This window comes from Streptomyces triticirhizae (genome assembly GCF_003696235.1).
Lineage (GTDB): Bacteria > Actinomycetota > Actinomycetes > Streptomycetales > Streptomycetaceae > Streptomyces > Streptomyces triticirhizae.
On sequence record NZ_RFFJ01000001.1, the window covers coordinates 31,147 to 47,681 of the forward strand.

Here is a 16,535-nt window from a genome sequence, read left to right on the forward strand (position 1 = left end):
CCCGTGTGCGGCCTTGAACATGATTATCATCTTTACATAGGCTCCGGGAAGCGCGGAGCCATCGCTCCGTGAGCACCACGACCCATCCAGCGGGACAGGCCTCGACTCGCCGCCCGCGAAGGAGGCGCTCCGCACCCGTGACCGACGCAACTGGAACCCGACGTGCGACAACGGACGGACCCGAGGTCCTCGCGACGGTCGCCGCACTGCTTGAGGTGTCGGTGGACGACATCGGCCCCGGGGACGACCTGTTCGAACTGGGGCTGGACTCCCTCGGCCTCATCCGGCTGACCGCCGAGTGGCGTCGACGCGGATTCGCCGTCAACTTCGAGCAGTTGGCGGAGGCGCCCACGGTCAGCGACTGGACGGGTCTCCTCAACGCGGCCATCGGGCCTCAGCCTCCGGACGCACCCCGCGCGGAGCAGGAGGACGGTCGGGCCCGGCCCGCGACGGGCGACGTCGAGTCCCAACCGTCGTTCCCACTGGGGCTCATGCAGCACGCCTACTGGATCGGGCGCAGGGACGAGCAGCCGCTCGGCGGTGTCGGCGCCCACTTCTACGCCGAACTGGACGGGAGCGGCGTGGAGCCGGAGCGTCTCGCCGACGCGGTCACTCAGCTGCGCCGGCGCCACGAGATGCTGCGCGTGACCGTGCTGGACGACGGTCACCAGCGCGTTCTGGACCGCCGGATCGAGCCGGCCGTCACCGTGCACGACCTCCGCCGCCGCCCGGCCGAGGAGGTGGAGACGTTCCTGGCCGAGACGCGCGACCGTCTCACCCACCGCCGCATGGACGTGGAGAACGGGGAGGTCTTCGACGTCGCTCTCTCGCTACTCCCGGGCGGTGCCACCCGGTTGCACCTCGACCTGGACATGGTCGCCGCGGACGCCGCCAGCATGAGGATCCTGCTGGCGGACCTCCAGCGGCTCTACGTCGACCCGGCGGCCGAACTGCCCACCCTCACCACCGGCTACGGCGCCTACCTGCGGCGCGCCCAGGAGGAGCGGGCGAAGGAACGGGAGGAGGCCCGCGCCTGGTGGGCGGCGCGGCTGTCCGACATCAGCGCGCCGCCGGCACTGCCCGCCGTGGTGGACCCGCTGAGCCCGGAGTCCGCCGCTGAGCGCTTCCGCCACACCATGCGCCTGCACCATCGGCTCGACGCGGACCACACGGCGCGCCTGTACGCGGCGGCTCGCCGGCATGGGCTGACCCCCACCGCCGTGCTCGCCACGGCCTTCGCCGAGGTGATGGCCGCCTGGAGCGCCGAACCACGGTTCTTTCTCAACCTCCCGCTCTTCCACCGCGATTCGGCGACCCCGGACGCCGAACTGCTGGTGGGCGACTTCAGCAGCTCGATCCTGCTGGAGGTCGACCTGAGCGCCGCGCGCCCGTTCGCCGCGCAGGCGAAGGACGTCCAGTCCCGGCTGCGCGCCGCCATCGCGCACGGGGCCTACTCCGGCGTCGAGGTGCTGCGGGACATGGCACGAGCGGGCGGTGGTGCCCCCGTTCTCGCGCCGGTCGTCTACACCAGCGCCCTCGGCCTCGGCGAGGTCTACGACCGTCCGGTGCGGGAGACCTTCGGCGAGCCGTCCTGGATCATCTCCCAGGGGCCGCAGGTCTGGCTGGACGCCCAGGTCACCGAACTGGCCGGGGGACTCCTGCTCAACTGGGACGTGCGCGAACAGGTCTTCGCGCCCGGCACGGTCCAGGCCGCCTTCGACGCCTGTGTGGCGCTGCTCGACGGCCTGTTGAACGACGAGGAGAGCTGGGGTCGGCCCGTGGGCCCGCAACTCCCCGCCGCCCAGCGGCGGGTGCGGGAACGGGTCAACGACACGGCTGCCCCGATCGCCGACACGCGCCTCCACGAGGGCTTCCACCGCACCGCCGCCGAACACCCGGAACGGGTGGCCCTGATCGACGAGTCGGGCCGGCCCCGCACCTACCACTGCCTGGCCCGTTGGGCCGGCCAGATCTCGGCCCTGCTGCTGGCCCAGGGGGTGCGCCCCGGCGACCCGGTGGTTGTCAGTCTCCCCAGGGGCGCGGCGCAGGTCGCCGCCGTCCTGGGGGTCCTCGGGGCCGGCGCCACCTATGTCCCCGTCGGTGTCGGACAGCCCGAGCACCGGGCCGCGCTGGTCCTGGGGGCCGCAGAGGCGACCGCCGTCCTCACGGACGAGCGGCACCGGGAACGGTGGCGCCGCGTCGCCGGCGAGGCGCTCGCCGTGCTGCCGGTCGAACAGGCTGGGCGGTTGGTCCCCGCCGAGCCGGCTCTCGACCAGCCGGCGGACTCCCTCGCCTACGTGCTGTTCACCTCGGGCTCCACCGGGGTGCCCAAGGGCGTGGAGGTCTCCCACCGGGCCGCCATGAACACGCTGGGAGCGATCAACGCACGGTTCAGGGTCGGTCCCGACGACCGTGGACTGGCGCTGGCCGAGTTGGACTTCGACATGTCCGTCTACGACATCTTCGGCCCGCTGTCCGCAGGAGGTTCCGTCGTCCTGGTCGGCGAGGAGGCCCAACGCGACGCCCCGCACTGGGCCACGCTGGTGCGCGAGGCGGGCGTCACCGTCGTCAACTGCGTGCCCGCGCTGCTGGAGATGCTCCTGACGGCGGCGGAGGCCGGCACTGAGCTGGGCAACTCGCTGCGGCTGGTGCTCCTGGGCGGGGACTGGGTGGGCCTGGACCAGCCGGGGCGGCTGCGCGCACTGGTGCCGGGGGCACGGACGGTCGCGCTCGGCGGCATGACCGAGGCGGCCGTGCACTCCACGGTCTTCGAGGTGGACGAGGTGGACCCCGGCTGGTCCTCCGTCCCGTGGGGCGTTCCCCTGCCGAACATGCGCGCTCGCGTGGTGGACGCTCGTGGACGGGACTGCCCGGACTGGGTGCCGGGAGAGCTGTGGATCTCCGGCACCGGCCTGGCGGCCGGCTACCGGGGCGACCCCCGTCGTACCGCCGAGCGATTCGTTCACCACGCCGGGCACCGTTGGTACCGGACCGGGGATCGGGCGCGCTATCGCGCCGACGGGGTCCTGGAGTTCCTCGGTCGGGCCGACCACCAGGTCAAGCTACGCGGCTATCGCATCGAACTCGGCGAGGTGGAGGCCGCCGCCGTCGGTCACCCCGATGTCCACGCGGCGGTGGCGCTGGTCACCGGTGACCCAGCGCGGCTGGTGCTCGTCGTCGCCGGACGTGCCGCCCGCGAGGACGTGCTGTGCCACCTGCGTGCCCACCTTCCCGCGTACATGGTGCCCAGCCAGGTGACCGTCGTGGAGACGCTGCCGCTGACCCGCAACGGCAAGCCCGACCGGGCCCGAGCGGCGGAACTCGCCGACGGAGAACGGGCCGTGAGGGCCGGCGCCGCCCCCTCCGGATGGGCCGAGACCGTCGTCGCACGCGTGTGGTCGCACGTACTGGGCGTCGCGGACATCGCGCGCGAGGACTCGTTCTTCGCCCTGGGCGGCGACTCGCTCCTCGCCACCCGGGTGATCGTCGCGCTGCGCCGGGCCGGGGTGGGCGGGGCCGGCGTCGCCCGGCTGTTCTCCCGGCCGCGCCTGGCGGAGTTCGCCGCCGGCCTCACCCGCCAGACGGCTCCGGAGGAGGTGCTGGCCCAGGGCGACCCGGAGCGGCGGCACGAGCCGTTCCCGCCCACGGACGTCCAGCGCGCCTTCTGGATCGGACGCGACGACCGCCTGCCGCTGGGCGGCGTGGGGACCTACCACTACAGCGAGTTCGACGGCGTGGACGTCGATCCGCACCGGATGGAACGGGCCTGGCGCAGGCTCGTCCAGCGCCACGAGATGCTGCGTGCCGTCTTCGACGAGGACGGTCGGCAGCGCATCCTGCCGACCGTGCCCGACCATCCGATCGCGGTCACCAGCGTCACCTCGGAGGAGGCAGCCGAGGCCGAACTCGCGCGCCTGCGCGAGGAGTCGTCGCACCGTCGTCTGGACCCCACCCGATGGCCCCTGTTCGACCTCAGGGCGGTGCGCTACCCGCGTGAGGGACGAATCCGCACGCGCCTGGCGATCGGTCTGGACTACATCGCCCTCGACGGCGCGTCGATCATCCTGCTCTACGGCGAACTCGACGCCCTCTACCGCGACCCAAACGCGCCCCTGCCGCCCATCGACGTCTCCTTCCGGGACTACGTCCTTCAGGTGGTCCCCGACGCCGAAGCGGTGCGACGCGCCCGCGCCTACTGGCTCGACCGGCTGGAGCACCTTCCCCCGGCGCCCGCGCTGCCGTTGGCCAAGGATCCCTCGACGCTCGCCCACCCGCGCTTCACCCGCCGCGCCCGCCCGCTCGCCGCCGACCGCTGGGAGCGGCTGCGCGAGCGCGCGGCCCGGCACCAACTGACACCGTCGGTGGTGCTGTTGCTCTGCTACGTCGAGGTGCTGGCCGTGTGGAGCGACCGGACCGGGGTGACGGTCAACCTGACGCTCTTCAACAGGCTGCCGGTCCACCCCCACATCCACCGCGTGGTCGGCGACTTCACCTCCGTCTCCCTCATCGGGCACCGCCCCGCCCCCGGCGAGGACTGGCTGACCGCCGCCCACCGCCTCCAGCGCACGATGGCCGAGGACCTCGACCACCGCGAGGAGTCGGCGATCTGGCTGATGCAGGAACTCGCGCGGCGCACGGGGACCGTCGAGGCCGCGATGCCGGTGGTCTTCAGCAGTTCGGTCGGGGTAGGCGAGCGGGAGGCGAAGGATCTCTCCGAGTCCTTCCCCGCCAAGGTGTACGGCATCTCCCAGACCCCGCAGGTGATGCTGGACAACCAGGTCACCGAGGCGGCCGGCGGCATCGTCGTCAGCTGGGACGCCGTTGAGGAACTCTTCCTCCCCGGAACCCTCGACGCCATGTTCGACACCTACTGTCGGCTCCTCGATCGACTGGTGGACGACGGGGAGTGGGCCGGCCCACTCCCCGTCGTGCTGCCCGAGCGACAGCGCCCGCGCCGCCGGGAACTCACCGCGTTCACGGCCTCCGGGCCCGGCGAGACGTTGCACGCCGCCTTCTTCCGGCAGGCCGTGGCTGACCCGGCCCGCACGGCGCTGGTCCTTCCCGGCGCATCACTGACCCACGGGGCGGTGGCCGGCCGGGCCCTGCGCGTCGCGGCGGCCCTCGCCGCCCGGGGCATCGGCCCAGGAGACACCGTGGCGCTGGCACTGGCCGCCGGCCAGGAGCAGGTGACGGCTGCGCTCGGGGTGCTGCGGGCCGGAGCGGCCTTCGCCGCCTGCGCCCCGGACACGCCCCCCGACGTCCGGCGGGCCCGCTTGCTGGCCGCCGGCGTCGCGCTGGCGATCGCCGACTCCCCTCAACAGGAGGGCGCGTGGCCGACCGTCACGCTGGCGGAGCTGCTGGCCGGCAACGACACCCCGCCGCCCCGCGACGTGAAGGATCCCGACGCGCCCGCCCTGTGCGTCCTGTCCGGAGGCGAAGGGACCTCGCCCGCGCGGGCCGTGCGGCACAGCCACCGCGCCGCGCTGGCACCGCTCGCCGCACTGCGCGACCGCCTCGGCCTCGACCGGAACGACCGGGGGCTCGCCCTGCACGGACTCGACAGCCACCCGGCCCTGTTCGACGTCTTCGGCCTGCTGGGCACCGGGGCCACGCTGGTGTTGCCGGGCGCGGAGGAGCGCGCCGACCCCGGGGCCTGGCGGCGGCTGGTCGCACGGCACCAGGTCACCGTCTGGAACGGCACCCCCTGGCAGCTCGGCGCCCTGCTGGGCGGCAGCCCCGACGCCCCCGACACCGTCCTCGGCCGGCTCCGTCTGGCGCTGGTCTCCGGTGACCGCGTGCCGTCGGGTCTGCCCGCACTGCTCGGCGAACGGGTGGGCGCCCACTGCCGGTTGGTCCCCCTGGGCACCGTCCCCGGCGCCGCCGGATGGACCAGCCTGCTCGCCACCGACGGCGAACCCGGCCCGGACTCGGCGTTTCCGCGCGGGACCCCGCTGGCCGGCCACCTCCATCGCGTGGTGGACGCCCTGGGCGGCGACTGCCCGGAGTGGGTCGTGGGCGAGGTGCTCCTCGGCGGTGTCGGGGCTCCCGTCGAGGTGGACGAGGCCGGCCACGACCGGCCGCCGGCACCGCGGACCCACGAGGAGCAGCGCTGGTACCGCACCGGGGCACGCGGCCGGTTCCGTCCCGACGGGACGCTTGAGGTGCGAGGCGGCCCTAGGCGTCGGGTGACCGTCGCCGGGCGACCGGTCGAACTCGACGAGGTCGAGGCCGCGTTGGAGGCCCACCCCGCCGTCGGCCACGCCGTGGTGGTCCCCCTCGGGGAGCAGCGCGGGCGTCGCCCGCACGCCTGGGTCGTCCCCGCCGGTGACGCCCCCGTCGAGACCGGCGACCTGTCGCGCCACCTCGGCGACCTCCTGCCGCCCCACGCGGTGCCCACCCACGTCGACCTCCTGGACCGCCTGCCCCTGACGACGGACGGCCGGCCCGACCGCGTCGCGCTGGCTGCGGAGGCGACCGCCGCCGCGGGAGCGTCCGGCCCGCCGCGCACCGACGTCGAGAAGCGGATCGCGTCCCTGTGGTCCGAGACGCTCGGGCGCCAGGTCACCGACCGGTACGCCAACTTCTTCGCCGAGGGCGGCGACAGCCTCAGCGCGCTGCGGCTGGTCGCCGCCGTCAACACCTCCCTGGGCGTGGACGTTTCCGTTCGCGCCTTCCTCGCCGCCGCCACCCTCGCCGACCTGGCCGCCCGGGTCGAGAGCTGTCAGCCGACGCACATCCCGGAAGAGAGCGGAATCATATGAAGGCCCAGCAGATCGTCTCCGACCTGGAGAAGGACGGCATCCGGCTCTGGACGGAGGACGGCCAGCTCCGCTTCCGTGCCCCACGGGGGGCGCTGACCGAGGAGCGGCGGGACCTGCTCCGCGCCCACCGGGACGAGGTCCTGGCCCATCTGGCCGCCCGGGCCGGCGCGGCCCGCATCGTCCCCGACCGCGCCTCGGCCCACGCGCCCTTCCCGCTCACCGACATCCAGGCCGCCTACCTGGTGGGGCGCGGCGAGGCCTACGGCTACGGGGGAGTGGCCTGTCACGTCTACCTCGAAATGGCGTACCCGGCGCGGACGGACCCGGAGCGCCTGAACGAGGCGTGGTGGGCCGTCGTCCGCCGTCACGACATGCTTCGCGCCCTCGTGCGTCCCGACGGTTCCCAGGAGGTGCTGCCCGAACTCCCCGAGGTGCCCGTCGAGCGGCGCGACCTGCGCGGCGCACCGGCCGACGAGGTGGAACGGCGGATCGCCGAGGTGCGGGAGGAACTGGCCACCCGGGTGCCGCCCACCGACGAGCCGCCCCTGTTCGCCGTGCGCTTCACCCACTCCGACGAGGCTCTGCTCCTCCACCTCTCCATGGACCAGCTGATCGTCGACTACGCCAGCCTGCTGCTGGTGCTCGCCGAGTTGGAGGACGTCTACCACGGCAGGCCGCTGCGCCCGCTGGAGGTCGGCTTCCGCGACTACGTGCTCACGCGGCGGCAACAGAGCCTGACGTCGGAGTACGACCGCCACCGCGCCTACTGGCTGGACCGGCTGCCCGAGCTGCCCAACGCCCCCGAACTGCCCCTCGCGCAGGGCGCCGAACGGCCCGGCCCGTTCACCCGCTTCGAGGCGGTGCTCGACCCCGACCGGGCGCGGGCGTTCGCCGACCACGCCGCCGCCCACGGGCTGACCGTCTCCGCCGCTGTCCTCGCCGCCTACGCCGAGGTCGTCGGCCGCTGGAGCGGCGGCCCGCGCTTCACGCTGAACGTGCCCACCTTCACCCGCCTCCCGCTGCACGAGCAGGTCGACCAACTGGTGGGCGACTTCACCGCGGTCGAACTGCTCGCCGTGGACCTGAGCGAGGAGAGCGGCTTCGCCGAGCGCGCGCGTGCCCTGAGCGCGACCCTGCTGGAGGACCTCTCCCACGGCCTGTTCACCGGCAGCCAGGTGCTCAACGAACTGAGCCGGGCCAGCGGCGCATCGGGGCCGCTGCTGATGCCGGTCGTCTTCACCAGCACCCTCGGCTCGGCCACGACCAGGCGGCCGGAGGGCGAGGTCCGCTACGCCAGGACCCAGACGCCCCAGGTGTGGCTGGACTGCCAGGTGATGGAGCGCGGCGACCGGCTCGCCCTCAGCTGGGACGTGCGGCTGGGCGTCCTCGCCGGCAGCACGGCCGAGGACATGTTCGAGGCGTTCACCGCGCTGGTCACCGCCCTCGCCGACGACCCGGCCGCCTGGGAGGCCCCGGCCCGCGTCGAACTCCCCGAGACGACCCGGGCGGTGCGCGAGCGGGTCAACGACACGGCCGTCCCGGCGCACCGGGCCCGCCTTCAGGACGGCGTGCTGGAGACCGCGCGGCACAACCCGGATCGGGTCGCCGTGATCGCCCACGACCGCTCGCTGACCTACCGCGAACTGGTCGAGCACGCCCAGGGCGTTGCCAGGGCGCTCCGTGTCGCCGGGGTCGGCCCGGGCGACACCGTCGCCCTCTGCCTGGACAAGGGGTGGGAACAGCCGGTCGCGGTGCTCGGCGTCCTGCTGGCCGGCGGCGCCTACCTGCCGGTGGACACCAACCAGCCCAGGCTGCGCCGGGAGGCCGTCCTCACCGACGCGAAGGCCGCGGCCCAACTCACCCAGTCCTGGCTCGACGTCGGACACGACCGACCGGAGGGCCCACCGGTGATCCCGGTGGACTCCTGTCCGCCCTCCTCAACTCCCCCCGAGGACCCGGGGACCGCACCGGACGACCTGGCCTACGTGATCTACACGTCCGGCTCCACCGGCGCCCCCAAGGGCGTGATGATCAGCCACGCCGCCGCGCTGAACACGATCGCCGACATCAACCACCGCTTCGCGCTCACTCCCGACGACCGGGTCCTCGCGCTCGCCCAGCTCGGCTTCGACCTGTCCGTCTACGACCTCTTCGGCCCGTTCGCCGTGGGGGCCGCGACGGTCCTGCCCGCCCCCGAGCGCAGGGGCGACCCCTCCCACTGGGCCGAGATCGTGCGGGCCCGGGACGTCACCGTCTGGAACTCCGTTCCCGGCCAGTTCCAGATGCTCCACGACTACCTGCGGGCCGACGACCCGCCGCTGCCCTCACTGCGGCTGGCCCTCCTCTCCGGCGACTGGATACCGCCCAGGCTGCCGGCGGCCGCCGCCCGTTGGGCGCCGTCGGCGGAGATCCACAGCCTGGGCGGGGCGACGGAGGCATCCATCTGGTCCATCCACCACGCCATCGCCCCGGAGGACGCCGAACGACCCAGCATCCCCTATGGCAGGCCGCTGGCCAACCAGACCTTCCACGTGGTGGACCACCTGATGCGCCCCTGCCCCGACCTGGTGCCGGGAGAGCTGTACATCGGCGGCGTCGGGCTGGCCCTGGGCTACCTCGGGGACGCCCAGCGGACCGCCGAACGCTTCGTTCGCCACCCGGTGACCGGCGACCGGCTCTACCGCACCGGTGACCTGGGCCGCTACCACACCGACGGCACGATCGAGTTCCTGGGCCGGAACGACCAGCAGGTCAAGATCCGTGGGTACCGGATCGAGCTGGGGGAGATCCAGTCCGTCGTCGAGGACCTGCCCACGGTCGGCGCCGCCGCCGTGGTCGTCGCCGGCGGCCGGGGTGACGCCGCCAGCGCGGCCTCGCGCGCCCTGGCCGGCTTCGTCGAGCCGGCGCGCCTGGCCTTGGCCCGGCCCACGCCCCCGGAGTGGCGCCGGACCGTGGACCACGCCATGGCGGAGGCGCTGGCCGAGATCGACACCGACCGACTCGCCGTGTTCCGCGACGCGTTGGCGGAGGCCGCGCGCCACGCCATGGCCCGGGCCCTCGCGCGCGCCTTCGCCACGGCGGAAGGACCGCTCGACGCCGACCGGATCTGCGCGACGTTGGAGGTCCTGCCCGCGCACCGGCGCCTGGTGCGAAGGTGGCTGCGCGGGTTGGTCGCCGCCGGATGGCTCACCGAGGCCCCCGAGGGCGGCTACCTCGACCTGCGGGTGCCGGACGAGGCGGACACCACCGAGCGGTGGGAGCGGGCCGCCGCCCTGGAGCGGGAGACCGGTTGGAGCGCGGACCTGTTCGCCACCGTGCGCGACGCGGCGCGCGCGCTCCCCAGACTGCTGACCGGCCGTCACGAGGCCGACGAACTCCCGTTCTCGGGTGCGTCCTCCGACGCGCTGGCCGCCGCCTACCGCGCCAACGCCCCCGCCCGCGCCCTCCACCGGGTGTTGGCCACCGGGGTCGCCGACCTCGTCCGCCGCTCCGGCCCGGAGCCGGCGCGCGTCCTGGAGGTCGGGCTCAGGGGCGGCGGCGCCGTCGGCGACGTGCTGGCCGCCCTCGACGGAACGGGCCCCGCCGCCGTCGAGTACCTGGCCACCGACCCCTCCGCACGGGAACGCGCCGAGGTAGAGCGCCGATTCGCCGACGACCCGCGCGTGCGGACCGTCGCCTTCGACCCCGAGCTCGACCCGCGCGCCCAGGGCTTCACGCCCAACTCCGTCGACGTGCTGGTGTGCGTCGGCGTCCTGGACAATCTCAGCGACGTGCCGGCCGCCCTGCGCCGGCTCCGGACCCTGGTGGCCCCCGGGGGCTGGCTCGTCCTGGCACAGAACACGGACGACGACGACCCGGCGGTGCGCGTCTCCACCGAGTTCCTGCCCGAGCACGCGGGGCCGTTCGCCGACCTGCGCGAGGAAGAGGAACGGACGTTCCTGAGCGCCGAGCAGTGGACCGCGCTGCTGAGCGAGGACGCGGGCCAGGCCGTCGCCGCCTTCCCCGCCCCGGGACCGGTGGCCGAGGCGTTCGGGCAGCGGCTCTACTTCGCGCGGCCCAAGCCGGACCGCGCGCCGGTCACCCCGGCGTCGCTGATCGCCCACGCCCAGGAGAGGCTGCCGGAGTACGCCGTGCCCGGCCGGTGGCAGGTCCTCGACGAACTGCCCCGCACCGCCAACGGCAAGGTCGACCGCGCCCTGTTGGAACGCTGGGCCGAGACACCGGAACAGGGCACGAGTGCCCCGGGCGCCCAGCAGCCCCGCGACGACCTGGAACGCGCACTCGCCGCCCTGTGGTCGGAACTGCTGGGCCACGAGAGCGTCGGCCGTGACGACGACCTCTTCGCGCTCGGCGGCGACTCCCTACTGGTGGCCCGGATCGTCGGCCGGCTCAGGGACGGTCTGGCGGGCGTGGAGAACGGTGAGTGGGACCTTGAGTGGGAGGTTGTCCTGCGCCACCTGCTGCGTCGGCCGACCGTCGCCGGACTCGCCGCCTATCTGCGAGAGGTCGGCACGGGCGAGGACGGGGGTCGGCCTGTTGAGGCGACGCCCGTCGTCCCGCTGCGGGAGGCGCCGGGGCCCGCCACCGTGCTGGTGCACGCCGGAACGGGCACGCTGCTGCCCTACCGCCCACTGATCACCCGCCTCCGCGCCGCCCTGACCGGGGACAACGCCCTGGTGGGACTGGAGATCCCGGAGCTCGAGGCGTTCCTGAACGCCGATGCCACCGGGCTGATCGACCGGCTCGCCGCCCGCTACGCCAGGGCCCTGAGGGACGCCGGCCATGACCGGTTCGACATCGTCGGCTACTGCGTCGGCGGGGTGATCGCCACCGAGGTCGCCCGGGTGCTGGCGGAGTCCGGGGCCGAGGTGCGGACCCTCACGGTGATCAGCAGCCACAGCCCGACCTTCCGGATCGACGACGAACTGCTGTCGGAGTACTCCTTCGCCCTGATGATGGGCATGGACCTCGCCCACATCGGCTTCCCCGCCGACCAGGACCGGGTGGGCGCGGCCGTCGGCGCCGTCCTGGAACGTTCCCCCGACGCGGTCTCCGACGGGGCGGTCGCCTCGCTCGACGGCGCGTACGCCGACATCGGGGAGGCGTTCGCCGCCATGGAGTCCCTGCCCCGGATGGCCCGCGTGGCGAGGATGGTCGAGGCGCTGCCGCCCGAACTGGCCGACACCTACCAGCCCGAGGGGCTGCTCCGCGCACTGCGCACCTACCAGCAGTCCACGTTCGCGCTCAGCCGGCACCGCGCCGAGCCCTACGCCGGGGACATCACCTTCCTGCGGCACAACGGCGCCTACCCGTTCCCCGGCAGCGCCGACACCGTCACCGACCACTGGGCGAGGATCTGCCTGGGCGAGCTGCGCACCCGCGACATCCCCGGGGAGCACTTCACCTGCATGACCGGCGACAACGTGCCCACCGTCTTCAGCCACCTGAGTGAACTGATCGAGGGGATCGGGGAGATGACGTCATGATCGCCGTTCTGGGCGCGTCCGGTGAGGTCGGCCGGCACGCGGTCGAGACCCTGGCGCGCGGCGGGCCCTATCCGCTGCGTCTCGGGGCCCGGCACCCCGAGGCCGTCACCGTCGACGCCTCCTGGCGTGACGTGGAGACCGTCGCCGTGGACGCCACCGACCGGGCCTCGCTCGCGGCCTTCTGCCGGGGACAGCGCGTCGTCCTCAACTGCGCGGGCCCCAGCTACCTCCTGAAGGAGAAGGTGGCGCGGGCCGCGCTGGCCGCCGGCGCCGACTACGTGGACGTTCTCGGCGACGACCCGGTCGCCGAAGCCCTCGCGCGCGTCGGCGCGCCAGCCGACGGGCGCACGGTGGTCCTCTCGGCGGGCACCGTTCCCGGCCTCTCCGGCCTGGTGCCACGCCACCTCGCCCAGTCCCGCGCGCCCGGGACGAGCGGCCCCACCGCGCTGACGGTCCACGCCGGCGGCCTGGAACGGGCGACCCGCACCGTCGCCGCCGACATCCTGCTCTCCCTGCGGACCGGCGGCCCCGACGGTGAGCCCTACGGGCACCCGCTGGCGATGTGGCGCGGTGGCCGCAGGGAGGTCAGGGCGCTGCGGGCCGAGGAGGACGCCGAGGTCCCGTTCTTCCCCGGACGCGTGGCGACCCACCCGCTGTTGACCGCCGAGGTCCAACGGCTCGCCGCCGCCCTGGGGTTGACCGAGGCCCGCTGGTACAACGTCTTCCCGGGGGCCCGGGTCCGCGCCCTGTTCACCACGTTGCCCACCCTGCCGACCGACACCGACGAGCGGCGGCAGGAGGTCGTCGACCGGATCATCAGGGCCGGCGAGATCGACCTGGCCGGCCGTACCCCCTACTACCGGCTCGTCGTGGAGCTGTCCGGCCCCGGATGGACCCGTACCGCCGTGGTCCGCGCCGACGACAGCTATCGGCTCACCGGCGCCGTGGCCGCGGTCGCCGTCCGGGAGGTGCTGGCGGGCCGGGTCGCCCCCGGACTCCACTTCGCGGCGGAAGCGCTCGATCCCGCCCGGGTGGTGGCCGCCCTGGAACGGGTGGGCGCCGCCGAGTTCGCCGTCTTCGCGGCCAGCACCGGCCAGGACGTCCCGTCGGTGGGCGCCTTCGAGGACGGTGCCCTGTGACGACCGCCGCCGGCCCCGACAGGCCGCTGCGCACCATCGTGGCCGGCACCAACTTCGGCCGGTTCTATGTCGACGCGGTCCGCGCCCATCCGGCGTTCACACTCGTCGGCGTGCTCTCCCAGGGCGGGGCGGGGTCCCGGGAACTGGCCGAACGGCTGGGCGTGCCCTGCCACGTCGGGGTCGACGAGGTCCCCGACACCGTGGACGCCGCCTGCGTGGTGGTGCCCTCGGCCGTCATGGGCGGCGCCGGCACGGAGCTGGGCCAGGCACTGCTCCGGCGCGGGGTGCACGTCCTCCAGGAACACCCCCTGCATCCCGACGAGTTGGCTGACTCGCTGCGGCTGGCCCGCACCGTGGGCCGTCAGTTCCGCGTCAACACGCACTATCCCCACGTGGCCTCCGTCCAGCGGTTCCTGCGGGCCGCCGCCGGTCTGCGGGCGCGGCAGCGGGTGCTGTTCGTGGACGCGGCCTCGCCCGTGCACGTGCTGGCCCCACTGGTGGACGTCCTGGGCCGGGCGCTGGGTGGTCTGCGGCCCTGGCGGCTGGGCGACCCGGCGCCGGTGCCGGAGGAGGTCGCCGCGGCGGCCGACGGCCGGGCGCCGCTGAGGCTCCTGCACGGCACCGTCGCGGGCGCCCCGTTGACGCTCCGGGTGCACCACCAGATCCACCCGGGCGACCGCGACAACCACGCCCTCTTCTGGCACCGCGTCAGCATCGGCACGGAGGGCGGGGTGCTCACCCTGACCGACACGCACGGGCCGGTGCTGTGGCATCCACGACTCCACTCACCGAGGGAGGAGGGACACCGCCTGGTCCTTGAGGCGGGACCCGGCGCCGAGCAACTGGCCCTGCCCGTCAGCGAATCGCTCGACGGCGCCGCGCCGCCGCCCCGGTTCGACGAGGTCTTCTCCACCTGGTGGCCCGAGGCGTTCGGCATCGCGCTCACGGACTTCGCTGAGGCGATCGGGGCGGGCCGCGACCCGCTGCGCGCCGCCGGTCACGACCTCGCGGTCTTCGGACTCTGGCGCGACCTCATGGCACGGCTCGGGCCGCCGGACCTCATCCGCCCCGAGGCACCGACGCCGCTCGCCGCCGGGGACTTCGCGGGCAGCCCCGTCAACGGCCCGCCGGCCGGTTCCGGTTCGCCCCCGGGGGCCGGCTACGACCGTCCCGCCGAGTTCTTCGACCTGGGGGCAGCGGAACACACCTCCCGCACCGGGCCCGCCGTGGTGGCCGCGCTCGCCGGCCTCGACCCGGCGGCCGGGCCCCTGCTCGACATCGGGGCCGGCACCGGCCTGGTCACCCGCCAGGTCGCGGACGCCTATCCGGCGTGCGAGATCATCGCCACCGAGCCGGCCGCCGGAATGCGCGCCGTGCTCACCGCCCGGCTCGCGGAACGCGCCGACCTCACCCGACGCGTCACGGTGCTCCCCGACGCCGCGCACGAACTGGTGCTGCCCGAGCGCCTGAGCGGCGCGGTGCTCTGCGGCGTGCTGGGCCATCTGAACCCGGGCTCGCGGCGGGCGCTGTTGCGGGAACTGGCGCGACGTTTGCCCCCGGGGGCGCCGATGGTCGTGGAGGTGATGGGACTGACCACCCCGGTGTCGATGCCGCCGACGCGTCTGCGACGAGCCGGCCTCGGGCGGCTGCGGTACGAGTGGTGGATGGCCGGGGAGCCGTCGGGGGAGGAACGGATGCGGCTGGACACCACCTGGCGGGTCTTCGACGGTGAGCGACTGGTGCGGGAGGTGCGGGACCAGTACCACTGGTACACCGTCAGCCTGGAGCGGCTGGCTCACGAGAGCGGCCTCACGCTCCACCGCCTCCCGCCGCCGCACCGCACGCTCGTTCCACACCTCGGCGTGCTGCGAGGCGCGGAACGAGGCGCCGTCACCAGGTGACGGGCAGCTGCTCGGGGCCGAAGGCGATGCCGTCGTGCCGGAAGCGGATCTCCTCCAGGGAGACGGTCGATCGGAGGGTGGGAACGCGATCCAGCAGAGTCCCGACAGCCACGTTGAGTTCGATACGGGCGATGTTCTGTCCGACGCACTGGTGCACGCCGTGGCTGAAGGCGACATGCTGCTTTTCGGCGCGCCGGAAATCGATACGCTCGGGCTCCTTGAAAACATTCGGGTCATGATTTGCTGCCGCAAGGAGCGGAATGACACCGTCGCCGGCGGGAATGGTGTGCCCGCCGACGACGATGTCCTCGGTCGCGGTGCGCAGCGCGATCGAGTCCCCCACGGACAGCACCCGGAGCAACTCCTCGACGGCGGCGGGCAGCAGGGAGTAGTCCTCGCGCAACTCCCGCAGGAGCGCGGGCTGGTGCAGCAGCGCGAGCACGCTCAGCGCGATCTGGTTCGTCGTGGTCTCCCAGCCGGCGACGATCAGGATCGCGAGCGTGGTGACCAACTCCTCGCGGCTGACCCGTCCGGTGGCCAACTGCTCGACGACCAGCCGGCTCAGCAGGTCCTCGCCCGGCCCGGCCACCCGTGCGGCGATCACGTCGTCGACGACCGAGGACAGTTCCCCTATGCCCTCACTGGCGCCCTCGGCGGTGCTGGACCCGCCCCCGAACACCTGCGACCCCAGCGTGCCCGTGATCCGCCGGAACGCCGGGTCGGTCCGTCGCACGCCGACGAGCTCGCACATCACCGTGCTGGAGACGGCGTGCGCGAAGTTCCTGACCAGGTCGGTCGGCGGGCCGAAGGCCAGGAGTTCGTCCACCCGCTCGTCGACCACCCGCTGGATGTCCCGCCGCATCCGGCGCGCCTTGCGAACGGTCATCTCCGCCAGCAACATGCGGCGGAACTGGGTGTGTTCGGGCGGATCCATCCGGATGAAGGGCCGCGTCCTGGCGCCCACCTCCTGCTCACCCGCCACCAGGGCCGGAAAGTTGGGATGCCGGATGTCTGCGCTGACCCGGGGGTCGGCCAACACCGCGCGGACCTCGTGGTACCCGGTCACCACCCAGGCCGTCCTGCCCGTGGACAGGGTCACCCGGGTCACCGGCCCCCGCTCGCGCAACTTTCGGTAGGCCGCCGGCGCGGCGAAGGGGCAGTCCCGGGCCATCGGGAACGCCGGCGGGGTGGGGTTGTCTCCCTCGGGTGCGGTCATGTGTTCCGCCCTTCCGGCGGTGGCCTCGGACC

Annotated in this window: 5 protein-coding genes; 4 read left to right on the forward strand and 1 reads right to left on the reverse strand. The window is 74.1% G+C overall.

The window, feature by feature from the left end; all coding sequences use genetic code 11:
• The first annotated feature begins 137 nt into the window (after positions 1-137).
• From EBN88_RS00140 to EBN88_RS00155, 4 genes are read left to right on the forward strand one after another with little or no spacing between them, the layout of a single operon-like run.
• The gene (locus tag EBN88_RS00140; protein ID WP_122181683.1) at positions 138-6,761 is read left to right on the forward strand and encodes a non-ribosomal peptide synthetase; all 6,624 of its coding nucleotides are present in this window, start codon (positions 138-140) and stop codon (positions 6,759-6,761) included.
• Positions 6,758-12,247: a non-ribosomal peptide synthetase gene (locus EBN88_RS00145; protein ID WP_122181684.1), complete on the forward strand. Its 5,490-nt coding sequence runs from the start codon at positions 6,758-6,760 to the stop codon at positions 12,245-12,247. The genes EBN88_RS00140 and EBN88_RS00145 overlap by 4 nt, the downstream gene beginning before the upstream one ends.
• On the forward strand, positions 12,244-13,386 hold the full coding sequence (locus EBN88_RS00150) for a saccharopine dehydrogenase NADP-binding domain-containing protein (protein ID WP_122181685.1): 1,143 nt from the start codon (positions 12,244-12,246) through the stop codon (positions 13,384-13,386). The genes EBN88_RS00145 and EBN88_RS00150 overlap by 4 nt, the downstream gene beginning before the upstream one ends.
• Positions 13,383-15,287, forward strand: coding sequence for a Gfo/Idh/MocA family oxidoreductase (locus EBN88_RS00155; RefSeq protein ID WP_122181686.1), 1,905 nt, complete (start codon positions 13,383-13,385; stop codon positions 15,285-15,287). The genes EBN88_RS00150 and EBN88_RS00155 overlap by 4 nt, the downstream gene beginning before the upstream one ends.
• Here EBN88_RS00155 and EBN88_RS00160 read toward each other — a convergent pair.
• A complete protein-coding gene (locus EBN88_RS00160) occupies positions 15,277-16,503 on the reverse strand; it encodes a cytochrome P450 (protein WP_122181687.1) in 1,227 nt (408 codons plus the stop codon). The two genes, EBN88_RS00155 and EBN88_RS00160, sit on opposite strands and share 11 nt — an antisense overlap.
• Positions 16,504-16,535: the final 32 nt, after the last annotated feature.

Coding starts and splice junctions, on each gene's coding strand:
- EBN88_RS00145 (WP_122181684.1), top strand. CDS start 6,758: ATGAAGGCCCAGCAGATCGTCTCCGACCTGGAGAAGGACGGCATCCGG.
- EBN88_RS00150 (WP_122181685.1), top strand. CDS start 12,244: ATGATCGCCGTTCTGGGCGCGTCCGGTGAGGTCGGCCGGCACGCGGTC.
- EBN88_RS00160 (WP_122181687.1), bottom strand. CDS start 16,503: ATGACCGCACCCGAGGGAGACAACCCCACCCCGCCGGCGTTCCCGATG.